The sequence below is a fragment of the Agrobacterium sp. Ap1 genome, from assembly GCF_017313375.1.
GTDB classification, from domain to species: domain Bacteria; phylum Pseudomonadota; class Alphaproteobacteria; order Rhizobiales; family Rhizobiaceae; genus Neorhizobium; species Neorhizobium cellulosilyticum.
On record NZ_JAFLMY010000020.1, the window covers coordinates 23,755 to 41,811 of the forward strand.

Below are 18,057 nucleotides of genomic sequence, written 5' to 3' on the forward strand. Positions count from 1 at the left end.
AGTTTCTGGAGCCACGCAAGGGAAACCCGGAGAAACAACGTCAGAGATGACGCCGCACGTTCATCCGCTGGTGGAGGATGCGGATGATGAGCAACACGCTACCTCGCTGCCGATAGATGATCCGATGGGAACCCGTGGCGTAACTCATATAGCCTTTGCGAATATCGTCGATCGGCCTGCCGCATCTCGCGCCAACCACCAGACCATCCAAGACCGAAATCAGCTCGCGATAATAAAGATCCGCCTGGGCGACGGACCATGTATCACGCGAGTATAGCCAGATATCTGTGAGATCCCGGCTTGCGCGTGGAGAAAGCCTGTATCCGGTCCGCTCAGCCAACATGTTTGCGATGCAACTCGGCGAGGAATTCGTCGGGATCGAACGGCTGCGGCTCTCCCGACGCCTCGCCTTCGTCGATCGCGGCCCGGAGCGCCTCGATCTCGTCCTCTTCGCTTTCCTTCAGAAGCCGCAACGCCTCTTCGATCACTTCGCTTTCGGAGGCATAACGTCCGTCATCCACCTGCTTTTTGACATAGGCGGCCGTTTCTTCATCCACCCTGATCGATATGATCTCGCCCATCCGCTTGGCTCCGCTTCAATATCCCGTCATGTTGACGGGGTAGCGATAGATACCATATCCCCCCGGACCTTTGAACAGCAGCGTCATAGAGGAGACCGACCCATGACCGTTACTCATCCCGCTCTGAAAAAGGACAATGTCGCCGTCATCACCGGAGCCGCTTCCGGCATCGGGCTTGCCGCAGCCAAGGAATTTGCTCGGCAGGGCCTGTCCGTCGTGCTTGTCGACCTGGAGGGGGAAAAGCTCGTCGAAGCCTGTCGCGAAGTGACGGCACTTGCCGAAGGCGGCGAACACGATGTCGCGGCGATCGGCACCGATGTGTCGAAGCCGGACGAGATCGCAGCGCTTGAGCGGGCCGTTATCCAGCGTTTCGGCCGCGTCCATGTGCTGATGAACAATGCCGGCATACAGCCCGGCAGCAGCATTGTCGGCCCGCAGGCGAACTGGGAAAATGTGCTCGCCGTCAACCTGATGGGCGTCGTCAACGGCAGCCGCATCTTCGGCCCTGCGATGATCGCCCATGGCGAACCGGCGCTGATCATCAACACCGGCTCGAAGCAGGGCATCACCACGCCCCCCGGTGATCCGGCCTACAACGTCTCCAAATCCGGCGTGAAAACCTTCACCGAAGCGCTGCAGCACGAGTTACGAAACACCGAAGGCTGTCAGGTCTCGGCGCATCTCCTGATCCCCGGCTTTGTCTTCACCCCGCTTGCCGCGGGTGGCCGCACGGAAAAGCCGGAAGGCGCATGGACCTCGGAACAGACCGTCGGCTTTATGATGCAGAGCCTTGAGCGCGGCGACTTCTACATTCTCTGCCCCGACAACGACGTCGACCGCGCCACAGACGAGCGCCGCATGGCCTGGGCGATCGGTGACGTGATCGAAAACCGCCCACCGCTTTCCCGCTGGCACCCGGATTTTGCCGACGCATCAAAACAATTCATCAACAACCGTTGATTGATCGAATTGGCATAGGCTCGAAAGCCGGATAAACCGGACAAACAATTTCCGGCTTTCGAGAACGATCATGGAATTCCTGCCGAGCCTGCCGACACTCATCGCCTTCACCGCCGCCGGTCTTCTCCTGTCGATCACGCCGGGGCCGGATATGACATTGTCGATCAGCCGCGCGATCAGCGAAGGCCGCAAGACGGCGCTGCTCGTCGTGCTCGGAACGAACTTCGGCATCGTCTGCCACACGCTTCTGGTCGCCTTTGGTATTTCCGCGCTGATCACCGCCTCGCCAACCGCCTTCTTCATCCTGAAGACCGGCGGTGCTGCCTATCTTCTCTGGCTGGCCATCCAGGCAATCCGCTTCGGCTCCAGCCTGTCGGTCGAAAAGGTCGAGCGGCCGCAAAGCAGCGCGCTTGCCAGCATGTCGCTCGGCTTCTGGGTCAATATCCTCAACCCCAAGGTCATCATCTTCTTCATGACCTTCCTGCCGCAATTCGTCTCGGCGCAGGATCCGCATGTCACCGGAAAGCTGATCTTCTTCGGGCTTTATTTCATCGCCATCGGCATGCCGATCAACGTCATCGTCGTGCTGGCTGCAGACAGGCTTTCAAACTGGCTGCAGGCCAATCCGAAAGTCCTGCGCGGCATCGACTACACCTTTGCCGGCGTCTTCTCGATCTTCGCGGCAAAAATCTTCTTCACACAGGCGCGCTGACAAATGACGCTGCTGACCAGCGTCAGCCGATCAGCAGCGCGTCGTCGTCCAGCGTCTCGCCACGCATCTTGCGGAACATGGCGATCAGGTCCTCGACCTGCAGGTCCTTGCGGCTATCGCCGCTGACGTCGAGAATGATCTCGCCGCCATGCAGCATGATCGTGCGGTGGCCGAAATCCAGCGCCTGCCGCATGGAATGCGTCACCATCAGCGTCGTCAGCTTGCGCTCCGACACGACGCGCTGGGTGAGTTTCATGATGAACTCCGCCATGCCCGGATCGAGCGCCGCCGTATGCTCGTCGAGCAGCAAAACTTCGGAGCCCGCCAGCGTCGCCATGACCAGCGACACCGCCTGTCGCTGGCCGCCGGACAACAGGTCCATGCGGTCCTTCATCCGGTTTTCGAGCCCCAGATTGAGTTCGGCAACCCGCTCGCGAAAAAGCTCGCGACGGCGCGGGCCGAGCGCGGAGCGCAGGCCGCGGATCTCGCCACGACGTGCCGCAAGAGCAAGATTTTCTTCGATCGACAGGGAGCCGCAGCTGCCCGCCAGCGGATCCTGGAACACGCGGGCGACCAGACCGGCACGCGCGGATGTCGACTTGCGCGTCACATCGGTCTTGCCGATCATCACCTTGCCTTCGTTGGCCAGCACGTCGCCGGCCAGAACCCCGAGCAGGGTCGATTTGCCGGCACCGTTAGAGCCGATCACGGTCACGAATGAGCCTTCCTCGATCGTCAGGTTGACGCCCTTCAGCGCCTCCTTCTGCAGCGGCGTGCCCTTACCGAAGGTGACATGGATATTGCTGAGATCGATCATGACGAAGCTCCCCGGCGCAGGCGCGGCAGAACGAGCGCCACGGCCACCAGAACGGCCGTGACGAGATTGAGGTCGGAGGCTTTCAGGCCAAGCGCATCCGTCGACAGCGCCAGCTGGATGGCGATGCGATAGAGGATCGAGCCGACGACGCAGCCGATCAGCGCCAGGAGGATTCCGCGTGCTCCGAACAACGTCTCGCCGATGATGACGGCAGCAAGGCCGACGACGATCGTGCCGACACCGGAGGTGACATCTGCAAAGCCGTTGGTCTGCGCAAACAGCGCGCCGCCCAGCGCCACAAGCGCATTGGAAAGCGCAAGACCGAGATAGACCTGCCAGCTCGTATCGATGCCCTGCGCCCGCGACATGCGCGGATTGGCGCCGGTCGCGCGCATGGCAAGCCCGGCATCGCTTTCGAGAAAGCGCCAGACGGCGATGACCGCGATCACCACCAGCACGCCGACGAACAGCGGCCGTACATATACTTCACGCAGGCCCAGGCCGAAGAACGGGCTCAGCATCGTATCGGCATTGATCAGCGCCACATTCGGCTTTCCCATCACCCGGAGGTTTACGGAAAAGAGTGCGATCATCGTCAGGATCGAGGCGAGCAGGTTGAGGATACGGAAGCGCACGTTGAGAAACGCCGTCACCGTCCCGGCAGCGGCACCGGCCAGCATGGCAGCCAAGGCCGCAATCCACGGATTGATACCAACAGTGATCAGCACGGCCGCAACTGCTGCACCGAGCGGAAACGACCCGTCGACCGTGAGATCGGGAAAATCGAGCACGCGGAAGGCGAGAAATACACCGATGGCGACAAAGGCGAAAACCAGCCCGAGTTCCACTGCGCCCCAGAAGGCGATCTGACTAAGCACCTTGTCGTGCTCCCCTTTTTATCCGTCGCGTTTCGCGCCGGTTGGTCGTCGGTCACACCGGATGACGATGATATCATCCGGTGCGTTGATGAGAGACGGCTTATTCGACCGTGCGCGTGGCGCGCGAAACAATGGCCTCAGGCAGCGTCACGCCCATGCGGGTTGCAGCACCCTTGTTGATGACGAGATCGGTACCGGCAGCAACGGTCACCGGAATATCGCCGGGAGCCTCACCCTTGAGGATACGGGCAACGATCACGCCGGTCTGCTTGCCGACATCGTAATAGTTGAAGCCGAGAGCGGCAACGGCACCACGATCGACCGAACCGGTATCGGCGGCATAAAGCGGGATCTTGGCTTCTTCGGCAACGCCGACGGCGGCTTCGAACGCCGAAACGATCGTGTTGTCGGTCGGGATGTAGAAGACATCGGCACGGCCGACGAGACCGCGGGCGGCACCCTGCACTTCGGCAGACTTGGTGGCGACCGACTCGACCACGGTCATGCCGTTCTTGACGGCTTCTTCCTTCAGCGCGGCCAGGATCGAAACCGAATTGGTTTCAGCCGTGTTGTAGAGGAAGCCGATCGATTTCGCATTTGGCGAGATTTCCTTGATCAGCTTGATATGCTCGGCAACCGGCGACATGTCCGAAAGACCGGTTACATTGCGACCGGGCTTGGCGACATCCTTGACCAGCTGCGCACCGACCGGATCGGAAACGGCAGTAAAGACAACCGGAATATCGCGAGTTGCGGAAACGACGGCCTGGGCCGAAGGCGTGGAGATCGGCACGATGACGCTCGGCTCTTCGCCGACGAACTGGCGAGCGATCTGCGCGGCCGTGCCGGGATTGCCCTGCGCGGACTCATACAGGAATTTCAGGTTCTCACCGTCCTTGTAGCCTGCCTCGGCCAGTGCTGCCTTCACGCCGTCACGAGCGGCATCGAGTGCAGGATGTTCGACGATCGCCGTCACGGCGACAGTGACGTCGGCAGCTTTTGCAGGCATGGCGAGAGTCGTCGCTGCAGCAAGGGCAAGAATGAAAGCGCGCATAGGTTTCCTCCGGGCGATTTTTAGCTTTTTGGCTTCTTAGGGAGCCGGGCAGCCGAAATCAACAAACACCTGACCGCAGCGACTGATCCGCGACACACCGACACCTGCTTTCGGCAGCCATGCAACAATTGCATCACACCAAGTCGGCAAATTCGCTTGCGTGAAAAATACTTTTAATACAAATAATTTGAATGCACAGAAAATCAAATGATCCAAAAGCCGTATTCGGCGGCACCGTTGTCGTGTTTGCCAGAAGGTGGCGCATGTTCATCGATGAAAAGCTGGCGGAAAGCGGCCTGACGGACGCCAGCTGGACACCGCTGATCTACCTGCACCGGCTGGGTGACGGCCTGCTTCAGAAGGAACTCGCCGCCGCTTCCGGCCTCGACGAATCCAGCCTCGTGCGGCTGATCGATATCCTGTCGAAACGCGGCCTTCTCGAACGCCGGATCGATCCGGACGACCGCCGCGCACGCAGGCTCCATCTCACCGAAGAAGGCAGGAAGACGGCCTGTGCCATCCGCGCACAGCTCGTGGCGCTGGAAAAAGACCTGCTCGACGATTTCAGCGACGAGGACATTGCAGCCATGCTGCACATCTGCGAACGCGTCGAGGAGAAAATGGAGAAGGCTAAAGCCGGAATGAAGACTCAATCATGAGAGCGCTTTCCGCCATGTTCGATATCGACCCGGCCCGGTTACGCTTCACCGCGCGCACAGCGATCGCAGCCTGCTTGGCGCTGGTGATCGGCACTCTCATCGGCCTTGATCATCCGCAATGGGCAGCGATGACTGTCTGGATTACTGCCCTGCCGACACAGGGCCAGCGGCTGGAGCGGAGCCTGGCCCGTGTCGTAGGCACCATCGCCGGTGCGCTGGCAGGTGTCGGCCTTATGGTTTTGGCCGGCAATGATCCGCTTGGCATCATCATCGGGCTTTTGCTCTGGCTTGGATTGTGTTCAGGGATCGGGAACCTGATTACAGGCCCCGCGTCCTATGTCAGTCTTCTCGCCGGCTATTCCGCGGCGATGGTAGCACTCCTCGGCTACGGCCACGAAAGCTCGCTTTTACTGCTCGCGATCGATCGGATAGCAACAATCTGCCTCGGCGGCGCGGTGGGTACGATCGTCGCCCTGGCCTTTTCTCCCAAGCCTCAGCCAGTCGACATTTCCAAGCGTGTGAAAACAGTCATGTGCGAATGCCTCGACCATATAGTCGCGGGAGCAAGCGACAAGGCCGAACGCACACGCCTGATTCTGGAAATTACTGCACTGGATGAAAACCTCGACATAGCATCTGCCGGTTCGATTGGCGTTCGCCGAAAAGCCCGGGACATCCGCAGTCTCCTATCCGCTCTCACTGAACTGCTTCTGGATACACAATCGCCAAGCCATCCAAGCCCTGAAGGGGCACGGATGACACCTCTGGAGCAGAATGACATACCCGAACGATTGCAACTGATGGCAGACGAGCTAGAGGCGGATAAACCGTATCAGGCAAACCTGTTGAAAGCATTGGCGCCGCTCTGGCAGCGCGCGAACCGAACAGCGGCAACGATCGGTCCGGTAGCGGATCGCCACCGGCTTCCGCTTCCGCATCACGACTGGATAGGTGCCCGTTATGCGGCATTCAGATCAATGAGCGCAGTTGCGGCAACCGGGCTGGTTTGGATCCTCACGGGCTGGGCACTCGGACCCTACATGGTCATGGGCGCAGCAATTATGACCTCGGTCTTCTCGACCTTCCCGAATCCCGGTCTGCAAATGCGCTGGGTCGTCGGAGGCTCGATCAGTGGTGCCCTAGCTGCAGTGCTGGCTCATCTCTTCATTTTACCTATGGCAGGCAGCGTCACTATCGCCGCCCTGCTTACAATGCCTCTGATCCTTCTCGGCATGTTCGTCATGGCTCATCGCCGCGTCGGACTGGCTGGCATGGAATACAATCTCATTTACCTGCTGATGATGAATCCGACCGTGCCGGCGGATCCTGAGCTTGGTCATGTACTGTTGCAGGCCTCCGCTGTCCTGCTCGGCCCGGTCAGCGCCTATCTCGCCTTCGTCGCCCTGCCCGTCGACACCCGCCGCCGGCTGGATTTCGTCATCAGGCTGATGGTGCATGAGCTGACCGCCATAGCCGGGGGCGCATTCGACAAGCCCGGGCGCCACCTGCATTGGCGCATGCGCATCTATCATCGCCTTGTCACGCTCGTTCGCTGGAGCGAACGCAGCGGAAACGGAGGAGACTTTGCCGTGAATGGCGGCATGGGAACTCTGCTCATCGGAAACAGTCTACACGCAATCCGCAACATGATGGAGGAGCCTGACGTTGATGCCGGCTCGAAACGCGCGCTTCGCGCAACGTTGTTAAGCGTTGCCCACCTGTCTCGAAAACCCGATCGTGTCGTGAGAGCTTTCAAGAGGGCAGCAGCAAAACTGCAGGCGACATATCCGCAAGATGCCAGCCGATTGAGCGAGACGGCCGCTCTCGTCGCGGCCAATCAGGATTTCTTTCGCCGGGCTGGCTGAGCCCAAAAGGCTCAGTCGTCGTCCTCACCGTGGCCGGCGATCATCATGGCCTCGAAGGCGAGACGCTCGGTCTTGCGCATGCGTTCCGATTCCGACTTCAGCTGGCCACAGGCCGCCAGGATGTCGCGACCGCGCGGAGTGCGGATCGGCGAGGCGTAACCCGCCGCGTTGATGAAATCGGCAAATTTCTCGATCGTCTCCCAGTCCGAGCACTGATAATTGGTGCCCGGCCACGGATTGAACGGAATGAGGTTGATCTTCGCTGGAATGCCCTTGAGCAGCTGAACCATCAGCTTGGCGTCCTCCAGACTGTCGTTGACGTCCTTCAGCATCACATATTCGAAGGTGATGCGGCGGGCATTCGACAGGCTCGGATAGGCCCGGCAGGCGTCGAGCAGTTCCTTCAGCGGATACTTCTTGTTGATCGGCACCAGCATGTCGCGCAGCTCGTCGCGCACCGCATGCAGCGAGATTGCCAGCATCACGCCGATCTCTTCGCCGGTCCGATAGATTTCCGGCACGACACCCGAGGTGGACAGCGTAACGCGACGCTTCGACAAGGACAGGCCGTCGCCATCGGTGGCGATCAGAAGCGCTGTCTTGACGCTGTCGAAATTGTAGAGCGGCTCGCCCATGCCCATCATGACGATATTGGTGACCTTGCGGTCGCCGGTCGGAACGAAAGCGCCGGGCGGCGTATCGGCACCCGGAAAATCGCCCAGCCGTTCGCGGGCGAGCAGAAGCTGCGACAGGATTTCTTCCGCCGTCAGGTTGCGCACCAGCTTCTGCGTGCCGGTGTGACAGAAGGAACAGGTGAGCGTGCAGCCGACCTGACTGGAAATGCACAACGTGCCGCGGCCTTCTTCCGGAATATAGACGGTCTCGATCTCGACCGGACGACCGGCACCACGCGACGGAAAGCGCAACAGCCACTTTCGCGTGCCGTCATTCGAGATCTGCTCCTCGACGATTTCGGGACGCGCGATGGTGAAATGCTCTTTCAGCATCTCGCGCATGTCTTTGGCGACATTGGTCATCGCATCGAAATCGGAAACGCCGCGGATATAGAGCCAGTGCCATAGCTGGTTCACGCGCATGCGCAGCTGCTTTTCCTGCACGCCTTTCTCATGCAGGGCTTTCGCCATCTGCGGCCGCGTCAGGCCGATCAGCGAGGGCTTGGACGTGAAAAGATCCGGATTGGCAACCAGCGGCTTCTTGGCGATGGCACCGGGGGCAATGGCCTCTGTGACTGACATATTCTATCCCGTTCGAGCACATGCACATCGCCACCGCTTAGGTAGGCGGAAGGGCTGGGGCATGTCTGTGCGTGAAACCTGTATCGGTCGTGGCAACATCAGGCCCGACCATGTTGGCGCGGGCTTTAGCATCAAAATAGGCCGGCGTCACCCTGTCTTCAACAAACACGAAAGGCCGGTCGAACGACCGGCCTCCGCTTAAATCGACGGCGTGCCGCTTACTTGCAGGTTTCGATTTGCTTCAGTGCAGCCGAAATGCCCTGCAGAGAATAGGCGTAATTGGTTTTCGTGCCACGGCCGGAAACGGCGCTGACGCTCATATTGTGGCCGGTCTTCATCGCGTTGACGAGTGCCGGCTCTTCCGCCGCATTCTCGACCCAGGCAGCCTTTTCCTTGGTGAACATGGTAAAATTCTTGCCGTCGATGGTGACCGTCACCTTCGAATTGGCCTGCAGCGGATAACCGACCATTGCCTGCGGCTCATAGGAAACGCTCTGGCCCGGACGTTGCGACACGATGAAGAAAATGTCACCGTGATCGACGCTGGCAGGTTCCTTGGTGGTCGGAACGGAAAGGACATAGCAGACCGTGCTGTTGCCGGACTTGTACGAATAGGCACCCCATGCCTTGAATTGCTGGATGCGGGTCGGCGTCTGAGCCGAGGCGATGCCTGCGCTTACGAAGGTAAGAGCAAGGGCGAGTGCGACTGTGCGTGCGGACATGGTTTCCTGCCGAGTTTTGTTATACGTGACGCTTCAACGGTAAGGGGTGGGTGAAGCGGGCCATGATCTGGTTCATTTTGACTTAATTCTGGTTACCAATCCGTCAACATTGGAATTGGTTGCGCGCTCGCTGTAATGTGCTGTCAATGACACAAGGAATAGGGCAACAGTTTGTCCTCTTCCAAACTCACGCAATGACATTAGTATGGTTGCATAGATGCGAATCTAGGCTTTGAAAGAATTGCGTAGTTTGGATGCAGGGTGACGATCGGGACTACTTTGCGCGCTTGACCAGGGCTGTCGCCATGGAGCGTGATCAGGCAGCCTTTGGCGTGCTCTTCGATCACTTTGCGCCCCGATTGAAAACCTGGCTGATGAGCCAGCGAATTCCCGTCGATGAAGCGGAAGAGCTTGTCCAGGAAGTGATGACCGTACTCTGGCATCGTGCGTCCCTCTACGACCCGCAAAAATCCTCGCTTTCTACCTGGCTGTACCGCATCGCGCGCAATCGCCGCCTGGATGCGCAACGGCGCGCCAAGGGCAAGGATGCGCTCGGTGATGCGCAGTGGCAGATGATGGATATGCAGGCGACCGACTTATCTGTCGAAGTCAAAGAACGCGACGCACGGGTGCGTGAGGCGCTGAGTAGGATACCGGGCGAACAGATGGAACTGGTCAAGGCCGCCTTTTTCCTCGGCCAAACTCACACAGAAATTGCCGAGGCTACCGGTCTTCCACTCGGCACGGTGAAATCCCGCATCCGGCTTGCGTTCCGGCATTTGCGCCGCGCGCTCGAAGACGCGGCGGCGCCGTAAGACTGCATCTGGCCTCAGATCAGGCCCGAGCTTTTGCGATATCGGGATCGTCGGCAAGAACCTGATCCGCCGCGTCATAATGGCGATCGGCGATATGGCCCTGTATCAATCTCAGCGCCGCCGCCAGTACCGCGACGTCATCGGTAAAGCCGACCATGACGAACATATCCGGCACCAGATCGAAGGGCAGCACGAAATAGGCGAGTGCCGCCAGAAGCACACCGCGCACTCTGGTCGGTGTCTTCGGATCGACAGCGCAGTAATAGGCAGCCACCAAATCCCGGCTGAACGGCACGAACTTCACCGCCCGCTTCAGCGTCGGCCAGAATTTTGCACGCACCTGCTTTTCGCGACGATCCTGGGTGTCATCGTCGCCGGGCAGGAGAATTTCACCGATCTTTACGTCGTCCATGAGCGCTCCGTTGGAGACCTTCATCGATTTCACGTTTTCTATATGGAGAGCGACAATGGTCTTTCAAAGGCGCCAGTATCTCAAAGGCGGCGGCCTTTCAAAGGCGCCGCCCCCAGGCCTGGTCCATCATTGCGGCGAGGCGGAAATCACGGTCGGTCAACTGCTTCCTCGCATGCGTCGTCAATTTGACATCCACGCGGGAATAACTGTTGCTCCAGTCGGGATGATGATCGAGCTTTTCCGCAGCCAACGCGCATTCTGTCATGAAACCGAATGCCTCGGCAAAAGATCGGAATTTGAAGCATTTGCGAATAGCAAGACCATCCGCCGAAAGCTCCCAGCCTTCGAGCTTGGCCAACTCCCGGCTGACCTCGTCCGGTTCCAGCAATTCGCAACTCATGGGCGCAACGCCCTTTCAGAAACAGCTCTCTTAGAAATAGCTCTTCGCCGTTTCCGCGTCACTATATTCGTAGGCGTAACTGTCATCCCTCAAGGAAAAGATCTCTTCGGTCACATATGGACCTCCGCCGACGGATTCCTTTGAAGACAGGAGCACGAAACGCGAGACCTTGAACGGCGCGGTATGAAAATTGCCCCGGCCCGAGAGGTAGTGCACCACGTCGTCGAGACGGCAGTGCTTCAATCTTGCAAGTGTCACATGCGGCATGAACTTGCGCGGATCGGGCGGCAGTGCGATCCGCTGGCAGATCCGCTCGATTTCGGCCTGCAGCGCCAGCATATCTGGAGAAATTGAGACACCGGCCCAGATAGAATGCGGCTTCTTCGATCCGAAAGAGCCGATACCTGTCAGTTGCGCCTGGAATTCGGGCCGGTCGATCCGGTCCAGCCGATCAACGATCTCGTCGGCGGTACGGTTGTCGACATCGCCGATGAAGCGCAGGGTGATATGATAATTCTCGACGTCGATCCATCGCGCGCCCGGTATTCCACCCCGAAGGAGGGACAGGCTCAAGGCAACATGGCGCGGGACTTCGAGGGCGGTGAAAAGTCTCGGCATACGCAGAACCTCCTCGAATCTCTAGCAGATATCAATAGCGGAACACGCAATCTCGTTCCGTGCAAGTTGTTATTTTGTGGCTGAACTGATCTCCCCTAAAAATGATTCCACCATGGGGAGAGTACGCTCGACCATCACGGCCACGCCCCTTGCGTTCGGATGCATTCCGTCTTCGAGCTGCATGCCCGGCACGGTCGTGACCCCGTCGAGAAAGAATGGATAGACCGGCACGGCATGTTTTTCGGCGAGCCTTTTGTAGATCGGATTGAACTTTTCCGCATAGTCGCCCCCCATATTCGGCGGCGCCAGAATGCCGGCCAGGAGAACCTTGATGCCGCGTTCCTTCAGCCGCGTCAGCATGGCATCGAGGTTCTTTTCCGATTGTTCGGGCGCAATGCCGCGCAGCGCATCATTGGCGCCGAGTTCGAGAATGACGCCGCCCGTCCCGTCCGGAACCGACCAGTCGATGCGCGAAAGGCCGCCGGAAGTCGTATCACCCGAAACGCCCGCATTGGTAATCATCACATTCAGCCCCTTGGCTTTCAGCGCCGCCTCCAGCTGGGCCGTGTAGGATTCCGAGGGCGCGAGCTGATATCCGGCCATCAGGCTGTCGCCGAAACCAACCAGATTGATCGCCTTCTCCTGCGCTTTGGCCGAACCTGAGCCGGCAAAGAGAGCAACCATGACGATGAAGTGAAGAAGGCTTGCTTTAAAACTCAACTCACGTCTCCTAGATTTCTACAACTGCGCTGCAGCAAAAGCCCGGCACTACTCCATGGATATAGGGTTATTCGCTTTGACTGAAACCGTTATCGACCTCAAAAATGCCGACCTCACTCTCGGAAGCGCTGCAGCCTCCGTCCATGTACTGAAAGGCATCGACCTGACGATCGCAGCCGGCGAAGCCGTCGGCATCATCGGCCCGTCCGGTTCCGGCAAATCGACCCTGCTGATGGTTCTGGCCGGTCTCGAACGGCTGGACAGCGGCGAAATCTTCATCAAGGGCGAACCCCTTCACAGCTTTTCCGAGGATGTGCTGGCAGAATTCCGCGGCCGCAACATCGGCATCGTCTTCCAGTCCTTTCATCTGATCGCCAACATGACGGCGCTGGAAAACGTCGCCGTGCCGCTGGAGCTCGCCGGCGTTTCCGACGCCTTCGACATTGCCAGGCGCGAATTGACGGCGGTTGGCCTGGGCGAAAGGCTCAGCCACTATCCCGGCCAGCTTTCCGGTGGCGAACAGCAGCGCGTGGCGATCGCCCGTGCGCTCGCCCCCTCGCCCGCGCTGCTGATCGCCGACGAGCCGACCGGTAATCTCGATACCGAAACAGGAAGGCAGATCGCCGATCTTTTGTTTTCAAAGCAGGCCGAGCGCGGCATGACGCTGCTTCTCGTCACCCACGACAACAGTCTTGCGGCTCGCTGCTCGCGCCAGATCCGCGTAAGATCCGGCGAAATCGTCGAGGATAGCGCCGCCCGCACCGCCGGTCAGGCGGTGTCGGCATGAGTGCGGCGATCGCCCGTATCTCCATCGCCTTCCGTCTGGCGCTGCGCGAAATGCGCGGCGGTCTCGGCGGCTTCTACATCTTCCTCGCCTGTATCGCACTTGGAACCGGAGCGATCGCGACCGTCAATTCCGTCTCGACGGCGATCACCGGTGCAATTGCCAATCAGGGCCAGGCACTGCTCGCCGGCGACATCCGCTTCGAACTCAACAACCGCGAAGCCAGCGAAAAGGAACGTGCCTTCCTTGATGGCCTCGGTGAAGTTAGCGTCTCGACCGGCTTGCGCTCGATGGCGCGGATGCCGGACGGCTCCGGCCAGGCGCTGGTCGAGGTCAAGGGTGTCGACGGCGCTTACCCGCTCTACGGGCAGATGCAGACCGATCCTCAGCAGCCGATTGACCAGCTTCTGGCACAACAGGGAAATACCTTCGGTGCCGTCGCCGCGCCGCTGCTTCTGGAGCGGCTGGGCCTTTCGGTCGGCGACGAACTCCTTCTGGGAAATACCCGCCTTGTGCTTAAAGGCACGATCGTCAATGAACCCGACGCCCTGTCCGACGGTTTCGGTTTTGCACCAAGACTGATGATCAGCGGAGATGCCATCGCCGCATCCGGCCTGATCACCATCGGCAGCCTTGTCGAGCATTCTTACAAGATTCGTCTCGAGGCCCCCTCGACCCGATCCGCACTCGTCACCCGCGCAAACCGTGATTTCCCCGATGCCGGCTGGTCGGTGCGCACCAGCGATCGCGCCGCGCCTTCGCTTGCCGAAAATATCGACCGTTTCTCGCAATTCCTCACGCTTGTCGGCCTCACGGCTCTCATCGTAGGCGGCGTCGGCATCGCCAATGCGGTGCGCGCTTTCCTCGATGCCAAACGGACGACCATCGCCACATTCAAATGCCTCGGCGCTCCGGCCTCGGTCGTGACGATGATCTATCTTTTCCAGATCATGCTTCTGGCCGCGATCGGAATTGTCGTCGGCCTCGTGATCGGCGCGATCTCGCCCTTCATCGCCTTCCGTTATCTCGAAGGCGTGCTGCCCGTTCCCGAACAAGCAACCATCTATGGCGGCGCTCTGGCGATAGCGTCCGCCTTCGGCCTGCTCGTCACCTTCTCCTTCACCATCCTGCCACTCGGCCACGCGCGGGAAGTGCCGGCAACGGCGCTGTTCCGTGAACAGGGTTTCGAGGCAAGGCGCCTGCCGTCATGGCCCTATCTGCTCGCAGCCGGAGCGGCACTCGCGGCACTCGCGGCGCTGGCTATCTTCTGGGCCGACGACCGGCGCATCGCCTCCGTCTTCCTTCTCGCGGTTGCCGGAGCCTTCCTTCTGCTGCGAGTGGTCGCCGCCGGCATTGCGGCGCTTGCCCGACGGAGCCCGCGAGTCAACTCGCCCGCCCTCCGCCTGGCGATCGGAAACATTCACCGCCCCGGCGCACTGACGCCATCCGTCGTATTGTCGCTCGGCCTCGGTCTCGCGCTGCTCGTGACACTGGCGCTGATCGACGGCAACATGCGCAATCAGCTGACCGGGCGCATCACCCAAGGGGCGCCGAACTTCTTCTTCGTCGACGTCCAGAGCGCCGAAGTCGACGGCTTCCGGCAGCTGTTGAAGACGCAGGCTCCCGAAGGAAAGGTCTTCGAGGTTCCGATGCTGCGCGGGCGCATTCTCGCCTTCAATGGCAAGGACGTCAGCCAGATGAACGTCCCGCCGGAAGGCCGCTGGGTTCTGCGCGGCGACCGCGGCATTACCTACGCGAAGAAAAAGCCGGAAAGCTCGACGCTGACCGCTGGCGAATGGTGGCCGGAAGATTATGACGGCGAACCCCTCGTCTCCTTCTCTGCGGAAGAGGCGGGCGAACTTGGCCTGAAGCTCGGCGACACCGTCACCGTCAATGTTCTAGGCCGCAACATTACCGCAAAAATCGCCAGTTTTCGCAATGTCGAGTGGGAATCGCTCTCGATCAATTTCGTCATGGTCTTTTCGCCCAACACCTTCCGCGGCGCACCCCACGCCTGGCTGGCAACCTTGACTGAGCCATCCGCTTCGGCAGCGAAGGAAGCCGAAATCCTGAGAACAGTAACCACGGCCTATCCAACGATCACAAGCGTCAGGGTCAAGGATGCGATCGACCTGGTCGATCAGCTGGTCGGTCAGCTTGCAACCGCCATCCGTGCGGCAGCGGCAGTCGCGCTCGTCGCGTCGGTTCTGGTCCTGGCCGGTGCGCTCGCCGCCGGCAACCGAGCCCGCACCCATGATGCGGTCGTGCTGAAGACGCTCGGCGGTACGCGCCGCATGCTGATGCGTGCCTTCGGTTACGAATACCTGATCCTCGGCACGGCGACCGCGGTCTTCGCGCTGCTTGCCGGCGGATTGTCGGCCTGGTTCGTGGTTGCCCGCATCATGCGCATGCCATCCTCCTTCCTGCCGGACGTCGCGGTATTCACGCTTGTGATCTCGCTGGTTCTGACGGTCGGTATCGGCCTTATTGGCACCTGGCGCATTCTCGGCCAGAAGGCGGCTCCGGTGTTGCGGGAACTCTAGGGTCATTCCAGCATAAGCCAGAACCGGCTTTGTGTCCGGGGTTACACCAAAACAAAGAGATAGGACAGTTTCGAGGTTCGAAGAAGCGTGAAAACGCCCTGATCACTCAGGGGTTGCAAAATACCGGAAATATCCGTCGAATTCGCGCAATAATATCCCAGAGGTTGCTAAATTACACGCGCAGTTGATGTTTTCCAGCGGCGAACCCCTTGTATGCAAAGCGATCTCGCATCATATTCTACGTCAGGCTTGCTGGAGCTCCGCAGCGGCGCCTGGGTCATATATTAGGGGGCCCGACACCGTAGTAATTCCGGAGCTTAAAGAGGAAACAATGGCTGACTTCAACAACTACCAGAACCGAATGGCGCAGTCCCGTGCGCAGTCCGGTGAGATGATCGATGCAGGCCTGCGCGCCTACATGCTTCGGGTCTACAACCTGATGGCACTCGGACTTGCGATCACCGGTGTTGCTGCTTACGGCACCTATGCATTCGCGGCCTCCAACCCGGCCGTTGCACAGGCGCTTTACGGCGGTCCGCTCAAGTGGGTTATCATGCTGGCTCCGCTGGGCATGGTGTTCTTCCTGAGCTTCCGCATCAACAAGATGAGCGTTCCGGCTGCGCAGATGACCTTCTGGGTCTATGCCGCACTGATGGGTCTCTCGCTGTCCTCGATCTTCCTGGTCTTCACCGGCCAGAGCATCGTTCAGACATTCTTCGTCACCGCAGCATCGTTTGGCGCCCTGTCGCTTTACGGCTACACGACGAAGAAGGACCTGTCCGGCCTCGGCTCGTTCCTGATCATGGGTCTGTTCGGCCTGATCATCGCGTCGATCGTCAACATCTTCCTACAGTCGTCTGCAATGGGCTTCGCGATCTCCGCCATCGGCGTGCTGATCTTCGCTGGCCTGACCGCGTACGACACGCAGAAGATCAAGGAAATGTACTGGGACGGTCACGACTCCGCCACGACGGGCCGCATGGCCATCATGGGCGCACTGACCCTGTACCTCGACTTCATCAACCTCTTCACCTTCCTGCTGCAGTTCATGGGCAACCGCGACGAATAAGCGGAAGAGTGATTGTTACGAAGAAGGCGGCTTTCGAGCCGCCTTTTTTGTTGCCTGGTTTTTTGAGCAAGCCTAGGCTGGACACAGTTTCAAACCAACATCCCGCTTGTTCCCCGCCATGACATTTTCCATTCGCAATGCTACTGCGGCCGACCTTCCGGCCATCACCGAAATCTATCGTGACAGCGTGCTGAACGGCACTGCAAGTTACGAAATCACTGCCCCCGACCTGATCGAGATGACCAGCCGCCAGTCCGGCATCATCGAAAAAGGGTACCCCTATATCGCAGCGGAAGCGGAAGACGGCAGCCTTCTCGGCTATGCCTATGCCTCAGCATTCCGCACCCGCCCGGCCTATCGCTGGCTAGTGGAGGATTCGATCTATCTCGCACCCGAAGCCCGCGGCAAAGGCGTCGGCAAGGCCCTGCTGAAGGAATTGCTGATCCGCTGTGAAGCGCTCGGCTTCCGGCAGATGGTAGCCGTCATCGGCGGCGCCAGCCCCGCTTCGGTTGCCGTCCACAAAAGTCTCGGCTTCGAGATGACCGGCACGCTGAAAGGCACGGGCTTCAAACATGGGAAATGGCTGGATACAGTCCTGATGCAGGTCTCGCTTGGTGAAGGCACTAAAACCGACCCGGATCTTGCAGCCTATCCCGGAACGCTGTTTGCGGGATAACGCGGAGTCGTAAGCACCCATCGCTGCGCATCAATCGATCAGCTTCAAAGCCTTGTCGAAAACCTTCAGCACCTGCTGCAGTTCATGACCCCGTTTGAGAATCATGCCGTTAGTGCTGATCACCGAATAGGCGCCCTGTTTGCCGGCAAGCTTGGGATTTTTCTCCACTCGGAAAAGCGGCATCTCACCGGATCGTTTGAAGATGGAAAAGACTGCCCGATCCTTCAGATGATCGATCGCATAGTCCTTCCACTCGCCTTCACCGACCATGCGGCCGTAAATCCAGAGAATGGCATCCAGCTCGCGCCGGTGAAATGTCACTGGAACAGGGTCAAGGCTCCGCTTGTATTCGCTGAGACTGACGACAACGGCCGCATCCTGGGGCCGCGCGCCCGCTGGCAAATCAGACTGATCGGCCATCAAAGCTCCAAACGTTACATGTCTTTGGTATGACAGTGTGCCCGACCCGTACAAAAATGCAAGTCATCGAGAAGGCTGCAGCAAGCGTCCCCCGCC

General features: G+C 59.6%; 21 protein-coding genes. 9 read left to right on the plus strand and 12 right to left on the minus strand.

Annotated elements, in window-relative coordinates:
• Positions 1 to 40: 40 nt before the first annotated feature.
• Both JZX87_RS25210 and JZX87_RS25215 read right to left on the minus strand, forming a co-directional pair.
• Complete coding sequence (locus tag JZX87_RS25210; RefSeq protein WP_206828668.1) at positions 41 to 343, minus strand: type II toxin-antitoxin system RelE/ParE family toxin; 303 nt, start codon at positions 341 to 343, stop codon at positions 41 to 43.
• Complete coding sequence (locus tag JZX87_RS25215; RefSeq protein ID WP_206828669.1) at positions 333 to 581, minus strand: type II toxin-antitoxin system ParD family antitoxin; 249 nt, start codon at positions 579 to 581, stop codon at positions 333 to 335. The genes JZX87_RS25210 and JZX87_RS25215 overlap by 11 nt, the downstream gene beginning before the upstream one ends.
• A gap of 102 nt (positions 582 to 683) precedes the next feature.
• Between JZX87_RS25215 and JZX87_RS25220 the strand changes: the two genes are divergently transcribed.
• Entirely contained in the window at positions 684 to 1,541 is an 858-nt protein-coding gene (locus JZX87_RS25220; protein WP_206828670.1) for an SDR family NAD(P)-dependent oxidoreductase, read from the plus strand.
• A gap of 70 nt (positions 1,542 to 1,611) precedes the next feature.
• A complete protein-coding gene (locus tag JZX87_RS25225; RefSeq protein ID WP_148147823.1) occupies positions 1,612 to 2,253 on the plus strand; it encodes a LysE family translocator in 642 nt (213 codons plus the stop codon).
• A 22-nt stretch (positions 2,254 to 2,275) separates the two neighbouring features.
• Here JZX87_RS25225 and JZX87_RS25230 read toward each other — a convergent pair whose 3' ends face one another.
• The 3 genes from JZX87_RS25230 to JZX87_RS25240 all read right to left on the minus strand — a co-directional run bounded on the left by JZX87_RS25230 (position 2,276) and on the right by JZX87_RS25240 (position 5,002).
• A complete protein-coding gene (locus tag JZX87_RS25230) occupies positions 2,276 to 3,070 on the minus strand; it encodes an ABC transporter ATP-binding protein (protein ID WP_206828671.1) in 795 nt (264 codons plus the stop codon).
• On the minus strand, positions 3,067 to 3,948 hold the full coding sequence (locus JZX87_RS25235; RefSeq protein ID WP_206828672.1) for an ABC transporter permease: 882 nt from the start codon (positions 3,946 to 3,948) through the stop codon (positions 3,067 to 3,069). Before JZX87_RS25235 ends, JZX87_RS25230 begins: the two co-directional genes overlap by 4 nt.
• Before the next feature lie 100 nt (positions 3,949 to 4,048).
• Positions 4,049 to 5,002, minus strand: a complete 954-nt coding sequence (locus tag JZX87_RS25240; protein WP_206828673.1) for an ABC transporter substrate-binding protein — start codon at positions 5,000 to 5,002, stop codon at positions 4,049 to 4,051.
• Between the two features lie 263 nt (positions 5,003 to 5,265).
• Here JZX87_RS25240 and JZX87_RS25245 point away from each other — a divergent pair, with 263 nt between their 5' ends.
• Together JZX87_RS25245 and JZX87_RS25250 are read left to right on the plus strand one after the other, a co-directional pair.
• Entirely contained in the window at positions 5,266 to 5,661 is a 396-nt protein-coding gene (locus JZX87_RS25245) for a MarR family winged helix-turn-helix transcriptional regulator (RefSeq protein ID WP_286195044.1), read from the plus strand.
• Positions 5,658 to 7,526, plus strand: coding sequence for an FUSC family protein (locus JZX87_RS25250; protein WP_206828674.1), 1,869 nt, complete (start codon positions 5,658 to 5,660; stop codon positions 7,524 to 7,526). The genes JZX87_RS25245 and JZX87_RS25250 overlap by 4 nt, the downstream gene beginning before the upstream one ends.
• A gap of 11 nt (positions 7,527 to 7,537) precedes the next feature.
• Here the strand turns inward: JZX87_RS25250 and rlmN are convergent, their stop codons facing one another.
• Both rlmN and JZX87_RS25260 read right to left on the minus strand, forming a co-directional pair.
• Positions 7,538 to 8,782, minus strand: coding sequence for a dual-specificity RNA methyltransferase RlmN (gene rlmN, locus JZX87_RS25255; RefSeq protein ID WP_206828675.1), 1,245 nt, complete (start codon positions 8,780 to 8,782; stop codon positions 7,538 to 7,540).
• A gap of 218 nt (positions 8,783 to 9,000) precedes the next feature.
• A complete protein-coding gene (locus tag JZX87_RS25260; RefSeq protein ID WP_183828488.1) occupies positions 9,001 to 9,504 on the minus strand; it encodes an invasion associated locus B family protein in 504 nt (167 codons plus the stop codon).
• Positions 9,505 to 9,758: 254 nt separating this feature from the next.
• Here JZX87_RS25260 and JZX87_RS25265 point away from each other — a divergent pair, with 254 nt between their 5' ends.
• A complete protein-coding gene (locus tag JZX87_RS25265) occupies positions 9,759 to 10,319 on the plus strand; it encodes a sigma-70 family RNA polymerase sigma factor (protein WP_206828676.1) in 561 nt (186 codons plus the stop codon).
• Positions 10,320 to 10,338: 19 nt separating this feature from the next.
• Here JZX87_RS25265 and JZX87_RS25270 read toward each other — a convergent pair whose 3' ends face one another.
• From JZX87_RS25270 to JZX87_RS25285, 4 genes are all read right to left on the minus strand, one after another.
• Positions 10,339 to 10,731, minus strand: a complete 393-nt coding sequence (locus tag JZX87_RS25270; RefSeq protein WP_148147814.1) for a YkvA family protein — start codon at positions 10,729 to 10,731, stop codon at positions 10,339 to 10,341.
• 97 nt (positions 10,732 to 10,828) lie between these two features.
• Positions 10,829 to 11,131 carry a 4a-hydroxytetrahydrobiopterin dehydratase gene (locus tag JZX87_RS25275; RefSeq protein WP_206828677.1) on the minus strand — a complete coding sequence of 101 codons (303 nt, stop codon included), beginning with the start codon at positions 11,129 to 11,131 and terminating at the stop codon, positions 10,829 to 10,831.
• Positions 11,132 to 11,161: 30 nt separating this feature from the next.
• Positions 11,162 to 11,749: an RNA 2',3'-cyclic phosphodiesterase gene (gene thpR / locus JZX87_RS25280; RefSeq protein ID WP_183828492.1), complete on the minus strand. Its 588-nt coding sequence runs from the start codon at positions 11,747 to 11,749 to the stop codon at positions 11,162 to 11,164.
• A 69-nt stretch (positions 11,750 to 11,818) separates the two neighbouring features.
• The gene (locus JZX87_RS25285) at positions 11,819 to 12,469 is read right to left on the minus strand and encodes an arylesterase (protein WP_148147811.1); all 651 of its coding nucleotides are present in this window, start codon (positions 12,467 to 12,469) and stop codon (positions 11,819 to 11,821) included.
• Positions 12,470 to 12,524: 55 nt separating this feature from the next.
• Here JZX87_RS25285 and JZX87_RS25290 point away from each other — a divergent pair, with 55 nt between their 5' ends.
• The 4 genes from JZX87_RS25290 to JZX87_RS25305 all read left to right on the plus strand — a co-directional run bounded on the left by JZX87_RS25290 (position 12,525) and on the right by JZX87_RS25305 (position 17,541).
• On the plus strand, positions 12,525 to 13,256 hold the full coding sequence (locus JZX87_RS25290; RefSeq protein ID WP_500066944.1) for an ATP-binding cassette domain-containing protein: 732 nt from the start codon (positions 12,525 to 12,527) through the stop codon (positions 13,254 to 13,256).
• A complete protein-coding gene (locus JZX87_RS25295) occupies positions 13,253 to 15,796 on the plus strand; it encodes an ABC transporter permease (protein WP_206828678.1) in 2,544 nt (847 codons plus the stop codon). The genes JZX87_RS25290 and JZX87_RS25295 overlap by 4 nt, the downstream gene beginning before the upstream one ends.
• 331 nt (positions 15,797 to 16,127) lie before the next feature.
• Complete coding sequence (locus JZX87_RS25300) at positions 16,128 to 16,865, plus strand: Bax inhibitor-1/YccA family protein (RefSeq protein ID WP_148147808.1); 738 nt, start codon at positions 16,128 to 16,130, stop codon at positions 16,863 to 16,865.
• Between the two features lie 118 nt (positions 16,866 to 16,983).
• The gene (locus JZX87_RS25305) at positions 16,984 to 17,541 is read left to right on the plus strand and encodes a GNAT family N-acetyltransferase (RefSeq protein ID WP_148147807.1); all 558 of its coding nucleotides are present in this window, start codon (positions 16,984 to 16,986) and stop codon (positions 17,539 to 17,541) included.
• Positions 17,542 to 17,571: 30 nt separating this feature from the next.
• Here the strand turns inward: JZX87_RS25305 and JZX87_RS25310 are convergent, their stop codons facing one another.
• Positions 17,572 to 17,961 (minus strand): DUF2794 domain-containing protein, encoded by a 390-nt coding sequence (locus tag JZX87_RS25310; RefSeq protein ID WP_148147806.1) that lies wholly within the window; start codon positions 17,959 to 17,961, stop codon positions 17,572 to 17,574.
• Positions 17,962 to 18,057 lie beyond the last annotated feature (96 nt).

Excerpts from the sequence above, each read along its gene's own strand:
- JZX87_RS25210 (WP_206828668.1), bottom strand. The coding sequence starts at position 343 with ATGTTGGCTGAGCGGACCGGATACAGGCTTTCTCCACGCGCAAGCCGG.
- JZX87_RS25215 (WP_206828669.1), bottom strand. The coding sequence starts at position 581 with ATGGGCGAGATCATATCGATCAGGGTGGATGAAGAAACGGCCGCCTAT.
- JZX87_RS25220 (WP_206828670.1), top strand. The coding sequence starts at position 684 with ATGACCGTTACTCATCCCGCTCTGAAAAAGGACAATGTCGCCGTCATC.
- JZX87_RS25225 (WP_148147823.1), top strand. The coding sequence starts at position 1,612 with ATGGAATTCCTGCCGAGCCTGCCGACACTCATCGCCTTCACCGCCGCC.
- JZX87_RS25230 (WP_206828671.1), bottom strand. The coding sequence starts at position 3,070 with ATGATCGATCTCAGCAATATCCATGTCACCTTCGGTAAGGGCACGCCG.
- JZX87_RS25240 (WP_206828673.1), bottom strand. The coding sequence starts at position 5,002 with ATGCGCGCTTTCATTCTTGCCCTTGCTGCAGCGACGACTCTCGCCATG.
- JZX87_RS25245 (WP_286195044.1), top strand. The coding sequence starts at position 5,266 with ATGTTCATCGATGAAAAGCTGGCGGAAAGCGGCCTGACGGACGCCAGC.
- JZX87_RS25250 (WP_206828674.1), top strand. The coding sequence starts at position 5,658 with ATGAGAGCGCTTTCCGCCATGTTCGATATCGACCCGGCCCGGTTACGC.
- rlmN (WP_206828675.1), bottom strand. The coding sequence starts at position 8,782 with ATGTCAGTCACAGAGGCCATTGCCCCCGGTGCCATCGCCAAGAAGCCG.
- JZX87_RS25260 (WP_183828488.1), bottom strand. The coding sequence starts at position 9,504 with ATGTCCGCACGCACAGTCGCACTCGCCCTTGCTCTTACCTTCGTAAGC.
- JZX87_RS25265 (WP_206828676.1), top strand. The coding sequence starts at position 9,759 with ATGCAGGGTGACGATCGGGACTACTTTGCGCGCTTGACCAGGGCTGTC.
- JZX87_RS25270 (WP_148147814.1), bottom strand. The coding sequence starts at position 10,731 with ATGGACGACGTAAAGATCGGTGAAATTCTCCTGCCCGGCGACGATGAC.
- JZX87_RS25275 (WP_206828677.1), bottom strand. The coding sequence starts at position 11,131 with ATGAGTTGCGAATTGCTGGAACCGGACGAGGTCAGCCGGGAGTTGGCC.
- thpR (WP_183828492.1), bottom strand. The coding sequence starts at position 11,749 with ATGCCGAGACTTTTCACCGCCCTCGAAGTCCCGCGCCATGTTGCCTTG.
- JZX87_RS25290 (WP_500066944.1), top strand. The coding sequence starts at position 12,525 with ATGGATATAGGGTTATTCGCTTTGACTGAAACCGTTATCGACCTCAAA.
- JZX87_RS25295 (WP_206828678.1), top strand. The coding sequence starts at position 13,253 with ATGAGTGCGGCGATCGCCCGTATCTCCATCGCCTTCCGTCTGGCGCTG.
- JZX87_RS25300 (WP_148147808.1), top strand. The coding sequence starts at position 16,128 with ATGGCTGACTTCAACAACTACCAGAACCGAATGGCGCAGTCCCGTGCG.
- JZX87_RS25305 (WP_148147807.1), top strand. The coding sequence starts at position 16,984 with ATGACATTTTCCATTCGCAATGCTACTGCGGCCGACCTTCCGGCCATC.
- JZX87_RS25310 (WP_148147806.1), bottom strand. The coding sequence starts at position 17,961 with ATGGCCGATCAGTCTGATTTGCCAGCGGGCGCGCGGCCCCAGGATGCG.